This window comes from Robertmurraya sp. DFI.2.37 (assembly GCF_029211245.1).
Lineage (GTDB): Bacteria > Bacillota > Bacilli > Bacillales > Cytobacillaceae > Robertmurraya > Robertmurraya methanolica_A.
Map to the genome: position 1 here is coordinate 1 of NZ_JARGEJ010000074.1, position 19,757 is coordinate 19,757.

The 19,757-nt window shown below is 37.1% G+C and carries 17 protein-coding genes and 1 riboswitch; of the genes, 1 reads left to right on the top strand and 16 read right to left on the bottom strand.

Features of this window, described 5'->3' with window-relative positions; all coding sequences use genetic code 11:
* Nucleotides 1-209, top strand: a 209-nt coding sequence (locus PZE06_RS23040) for a hypothetical protein (protein WP_275792064.1), incomplete at its 5' end; no start/stop codon positions are given.
* Here PZE06_RS23040 and PZE06_RS23045 read toward each other — a convergent pair.
* The 16 genes from PZE06_RS23045 to PZE06_RS23120 all read right to left on the bottom strand — a co-directional run bounded on the left by PZE06_RS23045 (nt 170) and on the right by PZE06_RS23120 (nt 19,143).
* On the bottom strand, nt 170-1,732 hold the full coding sequence (locus PZE06_RS23045; RefSeq protein ID WP_151026001.1) for a Na+/H+ antiporter NhaC family protein: 1,563 nt from the start codon (nt 1,730-1,732) through the stop codon (nt 170-172). The genes PZE06_RS23040 and PZE06_RS23045 overlap by 40 nt on opposite strands.
* Nucleotides 1,733-1,896: 164 nt before the next feature.
* Nucleotides 1,897-2,074: riboswitch (Lysine riboswitch) on the bottom strand.
* Nucleotides 2,075-2,122: 48 nt separating this feature from the next.
* On the bottom strand, nt 2,123-2,869 hold the full coding sequence (yunB, locus tag PZE06_RS23050) for a sporulation protein YunB (RefSeq protein WP_151026002.1): 747 nt from the start codon (nt 2,867-2,869) through the stop codon (nt 2,123-2,125).
* 52 nt (nt 2,870-2,921) lie between these two features.
* A complete protein-coding gene (locus tag PZE06_RS23055; protein WP_151026003.1) occupies nt 2,922-4,028 on the bottom strand; it encodes an HD-GYP domain-containing protein in 1,107 nt (368 codons plus the stop codon).
* 378 nt (nt 4,029-4,406) lie between these two features.
* Complete coding sequence (locus PZE06_RS23060; protein ID WP_151026014.1) at nt 4,407-4,709, bottom strand: YunC family protein; 303 nt, start codon at nt 4,707-4,709, stop codon at nt 4,407-4,409.
* 73 nt (nt 4,710-4,782) lie between these two features.
* The gene (locus PZE06_RS23065) at nt 4,783-5,607 is read right to left on the bottom strand and encodes a sulfite exporter TauE/SafE family protein (protein ID WP_151026004.1); all 825 of its coding nucleotides are present in this window, start codon (nt 5,605-5,607) and stop codon (nt 4,783-4,785) included.
* Nucleotides 5,608-5,631: 24 nt separating this feature from the next.
* Nucleotides 5,632-6,477 carry a DUF72 domain-containing protein gene (locus tag PZE06_RS23070; RefSeq protein ID WP_151026005.1) on the bottom strand — a complete coding sequence of 282 codons (846 nt, stop codon included), beginning with the start codon at nt 6,475-6,477 and terminating at the stop codon, nt 5,632-5,634.
* Nucleotides 6,478-6,973: 496 nt separating this feature from the next.
* On the bottom strand, nt 6,974-8,164 hold the full coding sequence (locus tag PZE06_RS23075; protein ID WP_151026006.1) for a MalY/PatB family protein: 1,191 nt from the start codon (nt 8,162-8,164) through the stop codon (nt 6,974-6,976).
* 115 nt (nt 8,165-8,279) lie between these two features.
* Nucleotides 8,280-9,842, bottom strand: a complete 1,563-nt coding sequence (malX, locus tag PZE06_RS23080) for a maltose/glucose-specific PTS transporter subunit IIBC (protein ID WP_151026007.1) — start codon at nt 9,840-9,842, stop codon at nt 8,280-8,282.
* A gap of 172 nt (nt 9,843-10,014) precedes the next feature.
* A complete protein-coding gene (locus PZE06_RS23085; RefSeq protein WP_151026008.1) occupies nt 10,015-10,779 on the bottom strand; it encodes a MurR/RpiR family transcriptional regulator in 765 nt (254 codons plus the stop codon).
* Nucleotides 10,780-10,994: 215 nt separating this feature from the next.
* Nucleotides 10,995-12,014 (bottom strand): sensor histidine kinase, encoded by a 1,020-nt coding sequence (locus tag PZE06_RS23090; RefSeq protein WP_225310794.1) that lies wholly within the window; start codon nt 12,012-12,014, stop codon nt 10,995-10,997.
* Between the two features lie 2 nt (nt 12,015-12,016).
* Nucleotides 12,017-12,697, bottom strand: a complete 681-nt coding sequence (locus tag PZE06_RS23095; protein ID WP_151026009.1) for a response regulator transcription factor — start codon at nt 12,695-12,697, stop codon at nt 12,017-12,019.
* A gap of 82 nt (nt 12,698-12,779) precedes the next feature.
* Nucleotides 12,780-15,323, bottom strand: coding sequence for an ABC transporter permease (locus PZE06_RS23100; protein ID WP_151026010.1), 2,544 nt, complete (start codon nt 15,321-15,323; stop codon nt 12,780-12,782).
* 2 nt (nt 15,324-15,325) lie between these two features.
* Nucleotides 15,326-16,000 carry an ABC transporter ATP-binding protein gene (locus PZE06_RS23105; RefSeq protein WP_151026011.1) on the bottom strand — a complete coding sequence of 225 codons (675 nt, stop codon included), beginning with the start codon at nt 15,998-16,000 and terminating at the stop codon, nt 15,326-15,328.
* A gap of 417 nt (nt 16,001-16,417) precedes the next feature.
* On the bottom strand, nt 16,418-17,815 hold the full coding sequence (locus PZE06_RS23110) for an N-acetylmuramoyl-L-alanine amidase (RefSeq protein ID WP_151026012.1): 1,398 nt from the start codon (nt 17,813-17,815) through the stop codon (nt 16,418-16,420).
* Between the two features lie 492 nt (nt 17,816-18,307).
* Nucleotides 18,308-18,805 (bottom strand): hypothetical protein, encoded by a 498-nt coding sequence (locus PZE06_RS23115; RefSeq protein WP_225310795.1) that lies wholly within the window; start codon nt 18,803-18,805, stop codon nt 18,308-18,310.
* 62 nt (nt 18,806-18,867) lie between these two features.
* Nucleotides 18,868-19,143 (bottom strand): DUF3986 family protein, encoded by a 276-nt coding sequence (locus tag PZE06_RS23120; RefSeq protein ID WP_151026013.1) that lies wholly within the window; start codon nt 19,141-19,143, stop codon nt 18,868-18,870.
* Nucleotides 19,144-19,757: the final 614 nt, after the last annotated feature.

The window sequence follows — 19,757 nt, forward strand, 5'->3', positions numbered from 1 at the left end:
AGGTTTGCCTCGAGCTTCCTTCAGATTCCACGTCACCATGGACACCCTTGCTGTCAGCTATGTACTTACCGCTACCAGGTCGTACTCGGGACTTTCACCCGTTAGAGTTCGCCCATGCTGGGCGAACGAAAAAAGGAAGACGAAAAATCGCCTTCCCTTCTCTATTCATCTATTCTGACACCCTGTTTTTAGGGGCAAATATAAAGTAAAATACAACTAAAAGAAGAGTTATTGCTGCAAGGCCAATGAGTGTGCTTCCTGTAAATCCTATAAGAATATAACCACACGCTGCAATAACTGCTGAAATAATTGCATACGGGAGCTGAGTTAATACATGGTCTAAGTGATTAGAACCAGCACCTGTTGACGATAGAATCGTTGTATCAGAAATAGGTGAACAATGGTCACCAAATACAGCACCAGCTAAAACAGCAGCCATGGCCGGCAATAGAAGGGTTACATCTGTTGTTACGGCGATTTCACCAGCTATCGGAAGCAAAATTCCAAATGATCCCCACGATGTTCCAGTAGAAAAGGCCATAATTCCTGCGATAACAAAGAGAATAACCGGTAGAAATGCTGTATTCATTTGCGAACTTTCAACAATACCAGCCAAGTATTTACCCGTTTCCAATTGACCAATAAGATCAACGATTGCCCATGCAAATAATAGGATATAGACTGCTGGCAGCATCGACTTTAACCCTTCTACCACACCAATTGAAAACGTATTGCCAGAAATCCCTTTTTTCACTTTCACTTGACGAAGATATAAAAGAATGGTCACAGCCAATCCAATTAAACCACCATATAAAAGAGAAGCAGACACATCCGTGTTTTCAAATATAGCTAGCAGAGTCGCTTTTCCCTCAACAGCATTTGCTCCAGTCCAAAGCATAGAGCCAACCGTTCCAACAATTAAAGCAATAATTGGCCAAACGAGATCGCCAACCGACCCTTTTGTGCTAACCGGTAAATCTTCTTTCAACTCTCCTGGAATTGTTTTTTCTGGATCATATAATTGCCCAGTTGTCATAGCTCTCTCTTCGTGAAGTTTCATCTGTCCTAAATTAATATTTCGATATACTGTAAGAAAAACTATTACAAATGATACCCAAACATATAAATTCATTGGGATCATTTGAACGAAAGCGGAGAAAGCAGTGTATTCCGTAATTTGGTGGGCAGTGATAATGGACCCGATTATCGCAATAATATAGGCTCCCCAGCTGGATATAGGCGAAATGACACAAACTGGCGCTGATGTAGAATCGATTAAATACGCGAGTTTTGCTCTAGAGACTTTCTGACCATCAGTAATTGGCCTCGAAATTTGTCCTACAGCTAAGGCATTGAAATAGTCGTCAATGAAGATGACAATTCCTAAAATGGCCCCGACTAGCTGAGCTCCAACTCTTGTTCGTACTCGTTTCATCGCCCATTCTCCAAAAGCACGACTTCCTCCAGAAATGGAAATAAATGCTGTTATTATTCCAAGAATAAGCAGGAAAAGAATAATATAGACATTCCAAGTATTCAATGCTCCATCGTCTATGAATATTCCTTTAATAGCTTCGAATATAATTTGCAAAGTTTCACCAATCTTAAACTCCGCTAACAAAAATGCGGCAGCAACTATCCCTACCCCTAAAGATAAGAGCACCCTTCTTGTTAAAATAACCATTAAAATGGCAACAATTGGGGGTATTAATGAAAAAATGGTGTTTGACATATTTGTTCCTCCTTTGTTTTTGGAGGGAGCTTGTAAGATAATACCTAGTAAGTCGTAATCCCAGCCCTGTGAAATGGACTCAGATGGTTCATCTTATAACAAAAAAAGAGTAACGATAGAAAAACTCTATCATTACTCCTTGTTGTAGTAATTCGTTTCTCCATCCGACCTGTAGCTCCCCATTATGGATATCCCATAATGACAGTGTTACTCTTATTCAAAGTAACCCCAGTAATAAAACGGAGACACGTCTTATTACTTCGGCAAAATTTCCTTTCAGCAATGCTCATCGTTGTCATCCTCACATAGCTTACTCTTAAATTATGCACCTCTACCCCACCGAAATGATAAGGTTTATGAAATTATGTTTCCACTATAACATTTCTCCCGTTATTCGTCTACTGGTAATTCTATGGCAGGGAGTGCACCTTGCCCACCATTATTATAATACAGCGGTACATCACCTTCTAAAATCCCTAACGCAATTGGAATCCTTTGTTCTAATGTTGCCACTTCAGTAGCAAACGGGATGATAACTTGAACGTTTACCTTTAATCTAATCAGCACTTCAATATAAACATTGTTGATGCCGACTTCCTTAAATTCTGTTTCAATATTCGATTCCATATCTCCAATTGCCGTAAATTGGACAGGGATTCGTGGTCCCAAATTCCCTAACAGGGCATTATTCGTCGCTTGCCCTAATGGTACATAGTAAACAATTCCCTTTCCATTGCTCGTTTCAACCTGTTCAAATTCAAATTCTGAAATCCTCTGCAGCTCCTCTAAGTCCCCATCCTCCGCTTTTTTAATATTATTCAAAATTAAGCGTGTTGTATCTCTTAGCATCGAATAAATTTTCGCCGTATCAAAATTCGTAAGAGACGTTTCCGTGTCTTTAGTAATTACATCGTTAATATCGACAACCGATCTTTCCAATAACGCTTCATTAATAATCAGTGAAGCAATCTGCCTTGTCTGCGATTCCGCATAAGACATAAGCGTTGGTTTTAATCCTTTATTAATGATCCACAGCCCTGCTATTGTTGAAATAGTAAAAAACACAATCGTTAGAAGGAGCACATATTTGAACGGCAACGGACCTCTTCGGGGTAGCCGACCGCGAAACTTAGCCAAAAAAAATCCCCCCTTTACAAGCTATATGTATGCTGTAAAAAGAAGGACTATCTCAATTTGCTGAATCTTTTACATGAAATGTTGTATCACAACCTGTAATGACTAACGAGAGCTCATCCTCCAGATTGATTTCATAAGGTGAAACGCTTTTTCCTTGTTCCTCAATGATTCTTATAATAGGGCGATCACTAACATGGGCATTCTGTTTTGCAACAACCCCTTTGCGACCATCGCTAAGTGTAACTGTTAATCCAACCGGATAAATGGCAATAGAACGGCGAAATGCCTTCACGATTTCTTCATCAAAAAGAGTACCAGCTCCTGCAAATAAAATTTCCAATCCATTATGCGGAAGCATCGCCCCACGATAAATCCGATCGGATGTAACTGCATCAAACACATCTGCCACTGCAATTATTTTGGCATAAGGGTGTATTTCATCGGCTTTAATTCCACGGGGATAGCCGGATCCATTTAGTCTTTCATGGTGCTGATAAGCACAGTGGGCGACTAATAATGAGACTGTTTTAACATTGCGCAACATATCGAAGCCATCCTCAGCATGCTTCTTAATTTGTTTAAATTCCTCCGCTGTTAACTTTCCTGGTTTAAACAAAACCTCTGTTGGAATTTTCATTTTCCCAACATCGTGTAAAATGGCTCCTAACCCAAGAACTTCAAGTTCTTTCGTTGATAAGCCAAGCTCCTTCCCAATAGCTAAGGAGTACAGTGTTACATTAAACGAGTGGGTGAAAATATAATCATCGTATGTATAGACATCAGATAAAAGTGACAAAAGGCTTTCATCATTCTCGATTTGGGCATATAATTCACGAATAATACCTGTCAAGATTTGTGAAGCTTTTTCAATCACAACTGAACTAGGTAAAGTTTTTACTACTCTTATTTGCTGAAATGTTTCTTGAATAGACGATATTGCTTTTGTTTTTAACTCCCTTGGAATAACGTCTATATAATCAATATCACCCGTCTGTTCATCTTTTACATAAATATATGGAATCCCGATATCTAATAAGCGCTGGATCAAGCTCTCTTGTAATTGAACACCTTCGTTTAGCAGAACCTGTCCTTTGTCATTATAAATCGAACGAGCAAGAATGGTTCCAGGTTCCACCGACGTTGTTGCTACATATCTCATGTCAAACTCCATTTCTGGTACTTTTTTTATTTATTTTATTCTACCATATCCTTTCATTTATAGTCGCTTCATCAGACTATAGCACTGTTTTTTCGCACAATTTGCCAAATTGTGTGAGAAATGGTAAAAACCATCCTGTTCATGAACGGATGGTTTTCGCTGTAGACAATCGGATGATAATACTCTCTGCTCAGCATTGACATTTTGAAATTGCATCTTTCGTCACCGGCTTCCGCTAGTAACCTACATGATAAAACTCCTAACAGAGATGAGCGCATTAATATAAGTTCTGGTATGGATATTGCTGATTCCTGGGTCGAGCAACGAGTAGTTTTTTGATGAAATACTTCAACAAAACAGTCTTTAGTTTAAAAACGATTACACCATTTTTAATAATGCGTCTTTTCCACTCATTCCTTTATGAATGCCCAATGCTTCCGCTTCATAGGTAACCGATTCGAGCGGCGCCTCTAATAGCTGCTCGATCGTTTTTACTCCGACCGCACGACCAGCAATGACTTTCCTATCCTTAAGCTTTTCATTTAATAAAGCGACGTCCAATGCACCGCACATAATATAGCCCTTATCACTTGTTACAACAAGCAAATTGGTTTTAGGTAGAACAACAGATACGCATAAAAATGTATGATCTTCAATGTTAATTGGTGATAAATCAATCATTTTCAACGCTCCTTTCCTCTCTTTCATAATCTATGCAAAGAGTAGGAAAAGCGTGTAAATGAAAAGCCACCAGTTACCCTGTAAATCCTTGATAGATTAACCGGAAGCCGACTAAAATTAAGATGAGTCTAAGAATATGTACAACCGTTTTGCTAGCCAATTTCATATTGATAAACGCCCCAAGCTTTGCCCCGAACCAAGCACCAGGAATTAAAAGAAACGCATATTGCCAATTAATATGCCCGAGACTAATATGAGTAGTTGAACTGACAATTGATGATAAAAAGATCATAAACATCGAGGTTGCGACAGCCACATGCGGCGGGAATAAAAATAACAGGAGCATGGCCGGAACCATAAGGGAACCGCCACCAATACCAAACAAACCTGAAGAAAGCCCGACAATAAAAGCAATGAAAATAGCAATCACCGGTTGAAAGCCATATTCCCACGTTCGTCCTTCATTATCGATGAAAGTTCTATGAATACCATTTTCTGCTTTTAATGGCATAGGTTTAAGCTTATGATTTACCAGCAATAACAGTGATACAAAAATCATAAAAGCCCCAAAAAAAATGTTGAATGTTCGCATATCTAACGTCTGATTAATCCATGCTCCAACGATACCGCCAGGTCCGCTGCCAAGAAAGAAAATCAAACCACTTTTATAGTCAACCATTTTATGTTTCAAATAGGCAAGGGTTGAGGATAAACCTGTAAAAATCATTATAACTAAAGATGTCCCCACGGCAACCTGTGGAGAAATAGTCTGTAAATAGCCTGTATATGTACTAAAAAACAATAAAGCTGGAACAATGATCACTCCGCCGCCTAACCCGATAAGAGATCCGATCGTACCTGCTGCTAGTCCTATTGATAATAAAACAATCCATTCCATTTCTTCGTAGCTCCTAAAGTAAAGTTAAAATAAATCTAACTGTCTTGGTGCAAGGTTTTCATATTCAATTTTCATTAACTCAATCAACTCTTTGCCATTATCTGCAGCATCTCCACCTGAGTTATTGTTGAAAACAACATACACATTTTGGCATTCATTTTGCAGCGACCTTAAGCGATTAACCCATTCCCGCAATTCCTGTTCATTATAACGATACAGATAGCGAACCTCTCTCCAATTTACATCTGTTCGCTTCTGCCAGCCATGTATATTTCGACCATGAAATCTGACAAGTACCTTATCTTTTATTGTCGTTTTTAAAACGATCGGTACTGAACCCTCACCAGCCTGTGGTTCATCACAAATGCTATGGATCCACTGCTCTTGTTCCATGAATTGAAGCGTGCGCTCATAATAAGCTGGCCAAAACCAAGATTGATGTCTGAATTCTAATGCACACGGAATATCCCCCATCTCTTGCCTGCACCATCTCAAGTATTGCACGTTCTCTTTTTTACAGTCAAACCAAGGGGGAAATTGAAACAATACCATAGCAAGCTTGCCCGCCTCTATATAAGGCGTAAGAGAATCTTTAAAAGCTTGAAACATCTCCTTTTTACTGTCGAAAGGAATGTCTCCCCGCTGGTGTCCCGTCATTCCTTGATAGGCCTTGACGATAAATTGAAAACTCTCTGGGGTCTCCTCCACCCATTTTTGAGCATTTTTTAGTGGCTGAACCGCATAAAAACTAGAATCTACTTCCACTGTTGGAAAATATGAAGCATAGATGGCCAATTTATTTTTCTTCGATGATTCAAGCTCATAAAGGCTATCATGGTCTCCCCAGCCAGTTAGCCCAACATAGATCATTTTTCCACCTCCCCCTCGAAAAAGAATAAACACTTTTTTAACTTGAGTCGATTTTAGTAAATGAATTTTAGAAAAAGAAGCATTATGTAGTAGTCCTTTTCGCTTTATGAAATGGATTTAATACACTCATTTTATTTCAAAATAATAAGCTCCTGTCAACCTAAAGCACTCCATAATTTGCTCAATGATCTCGATTTCCGTCCCTGACCCTGACTAGATTAGCGCTCAAGATCCATTTTCTCATACTTCCTTACTGAATGAAGAAGTTTTTACATATCAAAGACCCCGATCAGCAAATTAGGAGAAAGGCTCAGAAACTAGCATTTCCCACAATTTGAACTCTTAATAAAAGCCATTTTTTCGCATGCTCATTGCTGCACAAAGAAAAAAATGCACTGAACCTAAAGTGTTTAGCGACAACAATGAACGCGACTAAAAAAGAGCAGCCTAATGGATGCTCTTGCATTTATTCTACAGTAGGGGTCTCTCGTAACATTCAACTTCTACTTCCTAAATAGTCCATCGTTGTTCGTAATCTCTTTAATCCTTCGATTACTTTTGAACGGGGACAGCCAACATTCATGCGCAAATAGCCCTTACCACCTTCCCCATAAGTCTCACCAGACATAATAGCAACTTTACCATGATGCACTAGAGCTTCTTGCAGTTCTTCATTTGTATATGAGAAATTCGTCATGTCAATCCATGCTAAATAGGTTGCTTCTGGAACATGGAAAGATGCCTGCGGTAAATATTGTTCCAAAAACTCTTTGATCGCGATCATATTTCCTTCAATATATCCATTTAACTCATCCACCCATGAGGCGCATTCATTGTATCCAGTCATGATTCCAAGAGCACCTAAAGTACTGGCTGAAGAGAGACCATCTTTATTTTTTAAAGTTAGCAAAAATTCCTCCCTCAGCTTTAAATTAGGAATTATAGCATATGAACCACCTAGTCCTGGGGTATTAAAAGTTTTGCTTGCCGACGTACAAATACAGATGTTGTCTAGGTCCTGTCCCCCGTTCAAGATCGGGATATGGCAATATGGTTTGCGCACAATATCCATATGAATTTCATCGGAAATTATAAATACTTTATACTTTTTGCACAATATCCTTACTAGTTCTAATTCTTGTTTTGTCCACACACGTCCTGTTGGATTATGGGGGCTGCATAAAAGCAATACTTTCGCTTTCGTATGTGATAGTTTCTCCTCTAAGTCCTCAAAATCAATCTCATACTTGCCGTTATGCTGTACTAATTTATTGGCAAACAAAACCCTCTTATTATCATTAATTACTTTGAAAAAGGCATCATATGCCGGTGTTTGCGTGATAACGTAATCCCCTTCATCTGTTAGCAATTCAATCATTTTAGAAATGGTATAAATGACTGTCGGACTGTAGACAATCCACTTTTTTTCGATTTCAGTTAAAAATCTTTCCCTATACCATGTCGCAATTGCCCCTTTAAAATCATCATGATTCCATCTAGTATAGCCAAAAATCCCATGCTCCAAGCGCTTGTGCAACACTTGAAGCATATTTTGTGGGCACTGAAAATCTGTATCCGAGATAGAAAATGGCAACAGATCTTTTTCTCCAAACCTATCCTCGATGTAATCCCATTGTGTACAGTAAGATCCTACTCTATTTATCACTTGATCAAAAGAAAATGTCATTGTTCTAACCTCGTTGTTCTAGCTCTAACGGTAAGCTTGCTATTCCTGAAGGAAAAACGCCTTCTCAGTTGCCCTTTTTCCAACATGCAAAAAACAAACCGTTTCCACTATTCTTTTAAATCATTTTTTCAAGCTCCGTTTTCACTGCTGCTACTTGCGTTCCAATAATGACCTGAACATTATGTTCATCAAGAACCACTACTCCAAGTGCGCCACAGCTTTTTAACTCTTCTTGATTGACTTTGCTCATATCATCTACCACTAGGCGTAAACGTGTCACACAATTATCAAGTGAATCGAGATTCTCTTTTCCTCCTAATGCCACTAATATACGTTCAACGTCATACTTTCCATTTTTCTTATAAGCTACCTCTTTCGTACTCACATCTTCAGCAATTTCTTCACGACCTGGTGTTTTCAAATTAAATTTCAAAATGGCGTAGCGGAAAACGATATAATAAATAGCAAACCAAATCGCACCAACAACTAGAACAAGATACCATTTCGTATCCATTCCTTGTAAGACTCCAAAAATAAGGAAGTCTAAAATGCCACCATCTGTATTACCAATCACAACACCAAGCAGAGCCATGACCATAAAGCCAAGTCCCGTCAAAATGACATGAATCCCATATAATACTGGGGCAATAAATAAGAATAAAAATTCAATCGGCTCCGTAATTCCTGTCACAAATGTAGCAATAAAACCAGAGATTAATAAACCCTTAATTTTTTTGCGATTCTCAGGACGTGCAGTATGATAAATTGCTAGTGCAACTGCCGGCAGTCCAAACATAAAGGTTGGCATTTTTCCTTGAGAGAGGAATGCTGTTGCTGATGGACTAATAGGAGCACCGCTTTGCAGTTGTGCATAAAAAATATTTAATGCTCCAGAAATCATTTGACCATCAACAAGTTGTGTACCCCCTGCCTCTGTAAAGCGAATCATGGCAACAAGTATATGATGGAGCCCAAATGGAAGAAGTAAACGTTCTCCTGCACCAAACAAAAATGGGCCGAATACGCCTGCCTTTTGAATCGTATTTCCAATCCCAGTGATAGCCATAGCAAAAATAGGCCAAATCATCGGTAAAACGATTCCGACAATCGCTAATGTGAATGCTGTAATAATGGGGACAAAACGAGCCCCACCGAAGAAAGCAAATGAATTAGGCAATTGAATATCATAAAAACGATTGTGCAATAAATAAACAATAATTCCGACAATAATACCGCCAAGAACACCCATTTCTAATGTTTGGATGCCCATAACCATACCTTGACCGGCTTCTCGTAATTTGTCTGCCTCTACTAATTGATTTGTTTCGGTTAAATAGAAATTGATTGATAAATGCATAATAACAAATCCGACAAATCCAGAAAAAGCAGCGACTCCTTTTTCATAACGAACAAGCCCTAACGGGATAGCCATAGCAAATAAAACGGGTAAATACGTAAATGCAAATCCGCCGATTGTCGACAAAAAGCTAAAAATCGTTTGTAAAACAGGATTCCCTAAAAACGGTATTGTTTCGATGGTTGAAGAACTCGTAAACGAACTGCCAATTCCTAGCATCAACCCCATGAAAGCTAATAATGCTACTGGCAACATGAACGTTTTACCTAATCCTTGAAAAAACTCCCAAAATTTTGACCTTACACTCCTGTCCTTTCCCATATCTGCATCTCCTTTATCTCCGTACTCTATCGCTAGAATAACTCCCGCTACAGACTACAGCAAGCGTTTTCACGATGAATGTACGGCGATACATTTTTTGTATAGCGCTTACATTAGCCTTTTTTTCAATGGGGAAAGGAGCATAAATCGCAAATTAAAAGTATTAGCTTTATTAGTGCTTATTTAAATACGTAAGGATAATAAAATCTAAAAGGACAGCCAATGGAAATCTTGAACTCATATCGAGCTCTCCATCATAACAGCTCGTAATATAAGCATGGAAAGTTAGATCCACTTCCTCTTTCAAGCGGCTATTTCTTCTTCCTACTAATGCAATTGTTTTTACCTTTCTTTCTTTTAAAATGTTAGAAAACTCTAAAATATGTAGCGTCTCTCCGCTATACGAAACCAAAATCGCTAAATCATTCTCTCCCATACTGTTAGCAACACTTCTAAGTTCATCCCAATCCTCGCGTGCGTTGCATATTTTTCCTGAAAAAGTAAGCTTTCTTGCTGCATCGACACAAACAGGCAGGGATGCACCGACCCCAAAAAATTCTACATAATTACTTTCCTTTATATACTGGGCTGCTTTCATAATCTGTTTTTCATCAATTTGCTGTAATGTTAATTCCATTTCTCTTTTTACCCGATGAATATGTGAGGATAAACCATTAGGAGAAGTAATCATTTCTTCCTCCCTCTCCCGAGTCATATACTTGCTTAAAGTATATTTGAGATCTTGAAATCCATCATATCCAAGCTGCTTGCATGTTCGGCTTATCGTTGCCGTTGAAACAAATAATTCCCGAGATAAGTCCTTTAAATTGGATTGAGAAATGCGTTCAGGATTCTCTAAAATATATTCCATCACCTGTTTTTCTAATTGACTTAATTTATCTCTATGTTGGGATAATCTTTTTAAAAAAACTTCCATATTCCTCACCCACTCTCATTTTACTTACCACCTCATTTTTTGCAGTTCTTTCAAGCTGCACAAAATGACGAGTCGAAACCATACATGAAGATTTTAAGCATTCATTTTGGACGTGATCAAATTAAAAAAATATGACCTAAATCCTTACTATTTGGAAGAAGTCTCACTTTTTTCCGGAGATAAGCATGTACATTCTATCTCTTCATTATACATGCTTATCTTTTTAGAGGTAAGAATACGGAAAAGACGCTGCCATTTGGGCAAGATTGTACTTTTATATAACCACCCTGCTCCATAATGATCTTGCGAGAAATATAAAGGCCAATTCCTATCCCTTCCACGTCAACTGTATTTTGGCCCCGATAAAACCGTTTGAATACTTTGGCTTGCTCTTGCTCATCAATACCTATGCCATTATCAGAAATATCTATGCGAACAAAAAATTCATAGCTTATCACTTTAATAACAACCTTACCACCAACCGGAGTATATTTGACGGCGTTATCCAATACATTAAAAATGGCCTCAATGGTCCACTTTTTATCTAAAATAATCATCGTTTCGCTATTGTCTTCAAATATAATTTCAATGTTTTTTTTCTTTGCTTTCTCATATACTTGTTTTACTGCTTGAAGAATAGCATCATTTACATTTTCCATTTGCAGCCTTAATTCAATAATTCCACCTTCAAGTCGTGACATTTTTATCAAGTTATCTATTAAAAAAGAAAGCCTTTCAAGTGATTGACTATACATTTGCTCATACTCTTGATGCTGCTCTGCTGTTAAATTCGGCTCCTGCAGCAATTCACTAAACATTTTTATAGAGGCAACAGGCGTTTTTATTTGATGGGAAATATCCGAAATCAGGGATTTGATTTCATTTTTTTCCTGATTCATTGCCTTATTTTGCGCTCTTAAAATACTGCTTAGTTTAATCACCTGATATTGTAGCTTTGAAAGCAAGGTATCTTCAACATCTGAAAAAACTTGCCCCTCTCCCAAATCAATCATTCTATCAATAAGATTTGAAAGGTCAATGAGCATCCTCTCTATGTGACATTTATAAAGGTTATCCATAAATATTAATGCTAAAAACAATATAAAGGTTCCTGCCCCACATAAAAAAATGGTTGATGCTCTCTCATTGGTTAACCATGCAATAATAGGAATGGCCAAAGCAATTATGACGGAAATTAAATAGAGCCCTTTTCGAACTTGTTCTATTTTTTTCATCGTTACGCTCCAAAAGTATAACCAATACCAAAGACAGTAATAATATACCGAGGTTTTTTTACATCATCCTCCAGTTTCTGGCGCAAGCGACGAATATGAACACTTAGCGTATTCTCATCAACATAATCCCCATCAACGTCCCAAACTCGTTCTAAAAGCATAGAACGAGTTAATACCTTACCTCTATTTATAATCATGTATTCAAGTAACTTGTACTCTTTTGCTGTTAATTTACACTCTACCTTATTTTTCATGACAAGCATTCGCTCAAAGTTAACCTCTAAATCCATGTATTGAAACCGTTTCTGTCCTTCGTTATTGCTTTGGAAGCGCCGAAGAATAGCCCTCACTTTATGTCTGAGCACTTCAACGGAAAATGGCTTAGCAATATAATCATCACAACCAGCTTGAAACCCCTTTAGCATATCCTGCTCCGTATCATTGGCTGTTAAGAAAATAATCGGACTGCTACTATTTTCACGAATGTTTTTACAGAACATTAAACCATTGCCATCAGGTAAACTTATATCTAATAGAAATAAGTCAAAATGTTGTTCTGAGTATTTTTCAACCCCTTCAAAAAAATGATAAGCAACAACCACTTCATGCTTATCCTTTTCTAATGCAAGCTGAATTCCTCTGTTTAAGAGCCTGTCGTCTTCTAATAGAAGAATCGTAGCCATGTTTTTCACCTACCTTAAATCGTATAGTGAGAAAGACTTCTCTATCATATTAGGACGATTTATAGATATCCTAAGTTTCTCGCTAGTTAGTTTCCGTCTCACGAAGTCGTTCGGTGACGCTATCTTTTACAGTTAGCCTGTAGATCATATTCGGTACTAGTAGACAAATCATAAAAATGATTACAATCAATGTACTCATCAGAGTAAGAGGATAGTCAAAAGTAGCATAATCAGCAATCTTAGGAGTGACAACAGACATTACATAAATCACTGCATTCCCAAGTGTCATCATTATCATCAATGTAATGAACGCATAATAGAAGCCTTCATAAGTAAGCATTTGATGAACTTGTTTCTTGGTCATTCCAATACTCTCCAATACAGCTAATTCCTTCAATCGACTATGCACACCTGTTACCATAACATTAACAAAGTTTAACAATCCAATAAAAATAAGAAGTATCGAAACGCTATCTGCTAATATATTCATGTTCGTTATCGTTGATGCAAAAGAAGCAGTCACGTCGGATTTAGCTTCAAATACATATTCTCCAGACGAAACTTGTGTATTTATATTTTTTAACCTGTTTTTCACAGCTGGTTCTCTTGAATCATCAACATTCATTTTTATAAAAAAGGCTGTGGCATTATTGGTAAATTTATTCATAAACGCCTCACTAACATAGATAGCTGGTATTTCACCAAACCTATAAGAATAGAGCTCGTATTCACTTTCTTTCGAATTAAAAACTCCACCAATCATAACCGAAGTTTCTTTGTTCGTATCCTTTTCTTTTAAAACAACTTTTTTACCAATCATATCTTCTATATTTTCATAATTCATCGAATTGCTAATGATGACCGTTTCTCCTTTTTGGAATGCCTTTAAATCTATTTGCTGATGATGGGTCTTGTTATAAGATTCGACATAATCGTCACCAACGGCAATCAGTCTCGTTCCATAATCCTCAAGACTTTCTACATGTGAGAGAAATTCTTTATATGATGCAAATTGCTCCTGTCCCTTAAAATACGGATCATGATAATATACGCCTTTTAAAATTGGCGTTAACAGTGCATCATCATATACGACACCTGAACGTACAGATGTAATGATTTCCATCTCTGAAATCTCGTCAATTTGGGACAGCTTTGCTAGAAAATGATCATCAAAAACTTCTTTATCCACTTCTGTGCTCTGATAGACAAAATCATTAGGGTAGTAGGTATCAAGATAGTTTTCCACCTTCAAGCTATCCAGAAAGCCATTTACACTAAGCAAAGTGAGAATTCCTAGTGTTAAAGAGGCAAATACAAGAAATGCCCTTTTCTTCACTCGAAACACATTATGGAATGCCATGCGATGAAGTTTGCTCCCTTTTGTAGAATCTCTATTTTTTTTCTTACTAACAACACCTGTATACCGCAATGCCTCTATAGGTGAAACATTACTAGCCATTTTTGCAGGTTTACGACAACTAAGATAAATCGTGAAGAAAGCAAACAAGGCTGTTCCAACAAAAATAATCGGATGAAAAGATAGATCATTGGGCATAGCACTATACACACTGTCATCCTGAAATATTTTCATCGCCATTGGCACCACTCCAAAAGAAGTTATAAAGCTTAAGGCTAACCCTACCGGAATCGCAACGAATGATAGACGATATACTTGATTGTGAACAACCTTTCTAATTTGCTTTGATGAAGTACCAATAACTTTTAACATTCCATAAAAACGAATATCCTTTGCAACAGATATGTAGATCACGTTGTAAATAAGCAAATAGCCACTTAATACGATAAAAAGGGAGATTGAACATATAACTGCCATTGTGATCATGATAATATTTGAACTTTCTTCACTTGAATCAACTTTTTTATAAAACTCTTGTCCAGGTTTTAACGCTATATCTTTTTCTATTTTTGAATAAACTTCTTCCTTCTGTGCTCCTGTGTTTGTCGAGACTGATAAGACCCCATTTTCCTCCAACATAAATCCGCTCTTTTTTATATATTGTTGAGACACAAGAGCTATCCCAACTCCACCATTTCCATAATCCTTGTAATTTGTAAACCAGCCGGAAAGACGAAAGCTCTCTGACACTTCACCATTTTGGTCAACGTAGGAAAGTGGAATTGTCATGTTCAATTTTGGATTCACTATTCCAAGCTGGTTCAACGCTTCTACAGATAACATCATTTCATTTTCCCTTACAGGATAATCTCCATTTATATGACTAATGGCGGGAGTATACATACTTTCCCACTGACTTTCATCATAGTAAATCATAGGAATCGTAACATCTGCGTTATCTTCATTATGCTGCTCAATTGTCCCAGCTTTCACTTGAATTCCAGCCGCTTCTATATAATCAAGCTGTTTGATTTTATAATATTGTTCCTCAGTAGGATGATCTAGAAAGATAGAAGCCGTTGTTCCAGCTGCTCTTATCGTCATGGTGGAATAATTCTTCGCAAAACTTATGCCAATACTAAATACAGTCGCAATCATATAAGTAGTTAAAATGATTGCCATCACAGCAAACATATTTCTTGTTCGGTTTTTTTGAATAGAACGTTTGGAAAGACGCTTGATTGCTGTTTGATTATTATTTTTATGCATGTTTAATTCGTCTCCTTGGCAACTTTTCCGTCTTCAATTCGAATTATTCGCTCTGCCATTTGGGCAATTTCTTCATCATGTGTAATCATCACTGTCGTCTGGTGATAGCGCCGACTTATCGTTTGCATCAGCAATAATACATCAAGACTCGTTTTACTATCCAAATTACCAGTAGGCTCATCCGCAAGAATAATTGCCGGTTTAGCTGCTAAAGCTCTTGCAATCGCCACCCTTTGTTGCTGTCCACCCGAAAGATTATTTGGCATTGCGGTCAACTTATTTTCAAGACCTAGGGTCTCGATGATTTCATTAATAAAGCGTTTATCAGGGTTCACACCATCAAGCTCGATAGGTAAAACAATATTTTCATATACATTGAGGATCGGAACCAAGTTATAATTTTGAAAGACAAATCCAATGTTACGACGGCGAAAAATGATTAGTTCCTCATCCTTCATTGTGTAAATGTCCCTGTTCTTGAACATGACATTACCAGAAGTAGGACGGTCAAGACCGCCCAACATATTTAATAATGTCGACTTCCCGCTTCCAGAAGTTCCGATGATTGCCACAAATTCCCCTTCCTCTATACTGATAGAAACTCCATCAAGGGCCCGAACTTCGCTATCTCCTTCTCCGTAAATCTTTTTAAGCTTATTCGTTGCTAAAATACTCATTCCTATATTCCTCCAATTTCCATCACAACTTGTTAAAAGTAAGTATAACAATCACTTCTTACGATTTCGTGACGAAAATTCTTACATTATCGTGAAGTTGAGGCACATAACTTATTAGGGAAATAGGAGCAACATACCTTACTGCTCATCGCTATTCAGACGATAAAAAGACTTAAAGTGCTAGCACCTTAAGTATCCTTTAACTTTTATTGCAAGAAATTCAAATATCAATCTTCACTACTATCTGAAATTTGTTAAGACTTGACTGCTTAGGACAGGCGTAGATACACTTATCGAAAGCATTATACGCAACTACAAAATCATTGATTTCCTAAAAAACAAAAGACATGGTCCGATACATTACCGGTCCATGCCTAAGCTCAAGTTGATTTTTTTCCTGTTCTTTATTTCATTCAATCATTTTATACTATAATAAGAAGTTACATTAAAACCTTTTTCTTTATAGAAATCTAAAATCCCGTAGAAAATCGCCTCTGCTGCTTTTTGCCGCCATTCTGGTGATTTTAATTTTTCAACATCTTTTTCATTATCAATAAAACCCATTTCTACTAAAACAGCAGGCATATTATTTTCACGAATAACATGAAAGTTTCCGTTCTTAACTCCCCTGTTTCTCAAATTCCATGCATCCTGCAATCGGTTTTGAATCTTAGTTGCCAATAGCTTACTATCAGCTACGTAAGGATTAGTAGCAGCCGAATAATAATAGGTTTCAGTGCCATTGGCAGCACCATTAAACTTATTTGCGTGTATACTCACAAAGATATTCCCTTTTGCCTCCTTTGCCATTTCTACACGTTTGGCTAATGTATGATATACATCGGTTTCCCGCGTCATCGTGAGTTTGAAAGGAGTCTTATCTAATAAGGCTTTTACCTTCAAACTTGTGTCTAAAACTACATCTTTTTCTTTAAGCCCGAAACCTGAAGCACCTGGATCATGTCCGCCGTGTCCAGGATCAATCACGATCATTTGTGAGGCTACTGATTGACCATTATTCTCTCCTGGTTTAGGTGTATCCGTACCACTTAAATAACTACTATTTACGAAACCTTCTAGCTTTGAAGAACGAATATACATCCATTCTCCTATGAGATAAGAACCTTGGACCTTTGTTCCTTTTGGAACACTACCAACAGTTCCATACGCGGTTGATGGACCTGTTCGCACATTCAAAGAACTAGCTGTTACTTCTGTTTCTATATTAAAGCTTATTTGTGGCGATATCCGCAGTTTATAATTGATTGAACGAGCTAAGAAAACGGCAAAATCAGCACGTTTTATGTTATATGTATAGCCAAAATCAGTCGGTGTAATTCCTTGTGCTATACCTTTTTTCATTAATGCTTCAGCAGCACTGGCAGTATTCGTTGCACTGTAATGAAAAGCTCTATTTATAAGTAACGCCATTTCTCCTCTTGTAACTGGATTGTTCGGTTTAAAACTACCATCCACGTATCCGGAGATAATCTTTGCGTCAACTGCAGATTGAATAAATCCCGATGCAAAGGACTGACTGCCAACGTCATGAAAGCGTGTACTTCTTTTTGTTCCATCAAGTCCAACTGCCCTTCCAATCATTGCTGCCGCTTCTGCTCTTGTAACCGTTTTATCCGGTAAAAAATAGCCGTTACCATTCCCGGAAACAATTCCTCCTTCTGCTAAATAATTGATGGATGCCAGAGCACGGTGTGTTGAACCTACATCCTTAAAAGACTGCGCTGCCTGAATATTACTAACCGTCAAAGGCCAAATAATGAAAACTAGCAAAATAACGAAAACTGTTTTTCTCAAGCTCTACCCTTCCTTCTTGACATTCTACCATGTGTTAAACATTTTGAGTCATTCATTTGGATAACTGGAAACATGCAAAAAATGTCTATATGTTTTATTCATTTCTCATATCGACAAGTAATTGAAAAATTTTAACTAAAGACGATTCTCTACTATTAGACTCGGGTTGGTTAGAATGCCAAAAACCCTTGATTAACAAGGGTTAATAGTGCGTTGTATAATAAAACCTTCCATTTCGAACTAGATTAACGACAAGTGAAAAGGGCTAAAATAAATTCAAAAACACCCTGATAAACTCTGATACAAAGCCTTTTGTATAATATTGTAAAACGTTTTAACAACTCAACTTGACACGAACTTGGCATTGATTAAAGTCATATAAAATAAGTGTATTTCACTAAGAACTCATCGTCACCGCTGTGAGTTCTTTTCATTTTTATTGAAGATTCTTATGGAAGTAATGCTCCCGTTATTTGAAGAAGTATTTGCTCACTAATTCTTTAAATATATGTGATTACTATTTTTAAATACTTGGAAGTTTAAATTGTCATTTGTTTTAAGCATTTCGGCAACATTGTTGATTGTTTCTCCAGAAAAATGTATCCCATAGCCGTTATTTTCAGGATAACCATATAAATAACAAACAACTTTTTCTTCCTTCATAAAAACGATTTGGTTCATTCCTTCACTAACTGTTTCACTGATATTATCCCATTTATACCCTACCGTCTTATAAACCTTTTCTTTTGAAGTATATGGGTCAAAAGAATATACAACATCCCACTCAAATGGAGTGACATCCAATAAATTTATTGTTTCAACCGATTGTTCAATTGACGTTATCTGTTCTCTTAATAATTCTTCGTTCATTTCCCACAAATCTTTATTTAATAAATTTATTGAAACCACTACACTTAGCATAACGATAACTACAATTGCCACCCATTTTTTAGATTTCAAATCAATCTTCTCTCCCTTTGTCTTATTCAACTCTTCTACACCGTTAACATAACAACAAAGCTTCACGACGGTCATCTTCATGAACCATTAATTTAAATGATTTTATTAATGGATAACCATTGTTTAAATTGCTGTATTCCAATATCATAATTAATCTTTTTATTGTAAATGGAAAAAATCCGTGTTCCGAATGGTTCTAATGTTAATTCGTTTACTGTGGTAATATTTTGAATGCCATACCCTTTAACATCAAAGAATATATCCCATATATCCTCCGATTTTCTTTTAAATGCTATCGCCTCATAATCGTAATTGTCCTCGTAAAACCCTAAATGAAGATGATATTTATCATCATATAAAATATCCACTAAGCACCTCTATTTTATCATTTGAATTAAACAATTCGGCAGAAATAATCATCAATCCTTCTTGAAGTAAGCTGCCCGTTAGGTCAATAACAATTATATCAAATTTCAAAACCTTTTACAACAAAAAAAGCAAGGCTCCCCCCTGCCTTGTGAAACTTTATTTCTATACTGTTGGTCTGATATCTGAAATCAACTTCGAATTCGTCAACGCATAATCACTATTGATTCTTGCACGAATCTTAATTTAGAATGTGCTAAGTTTAATTCGTGCCAAGTTAATGCGAAGTTGAGGTTACTTTTACGTAATTAGAAGTTATTTTTAACATTCTTTAGGTGGTGGACTTGATGAAGGCGAAGGGGTTGTTGCTAACCTTCCATTTATTGCATGGGGCAATTTGTCCGAAGGTGGACTGATATTGATAAATCAGGTGATGCTTTCAACCGTGGGACGTTCTAAAAATAAGAAAAACCCTTGATATACAAGGGTTTCAGACTGTAGACAAACTCGATGAAAATCGAGTTTTCCTACAGTCTTTTTTGTTTTAGAATAAAGGTAGAAACAATACTTGGAGTGATGAAGATGCTTTCGAAACATAATTCCATTCAACGTGATC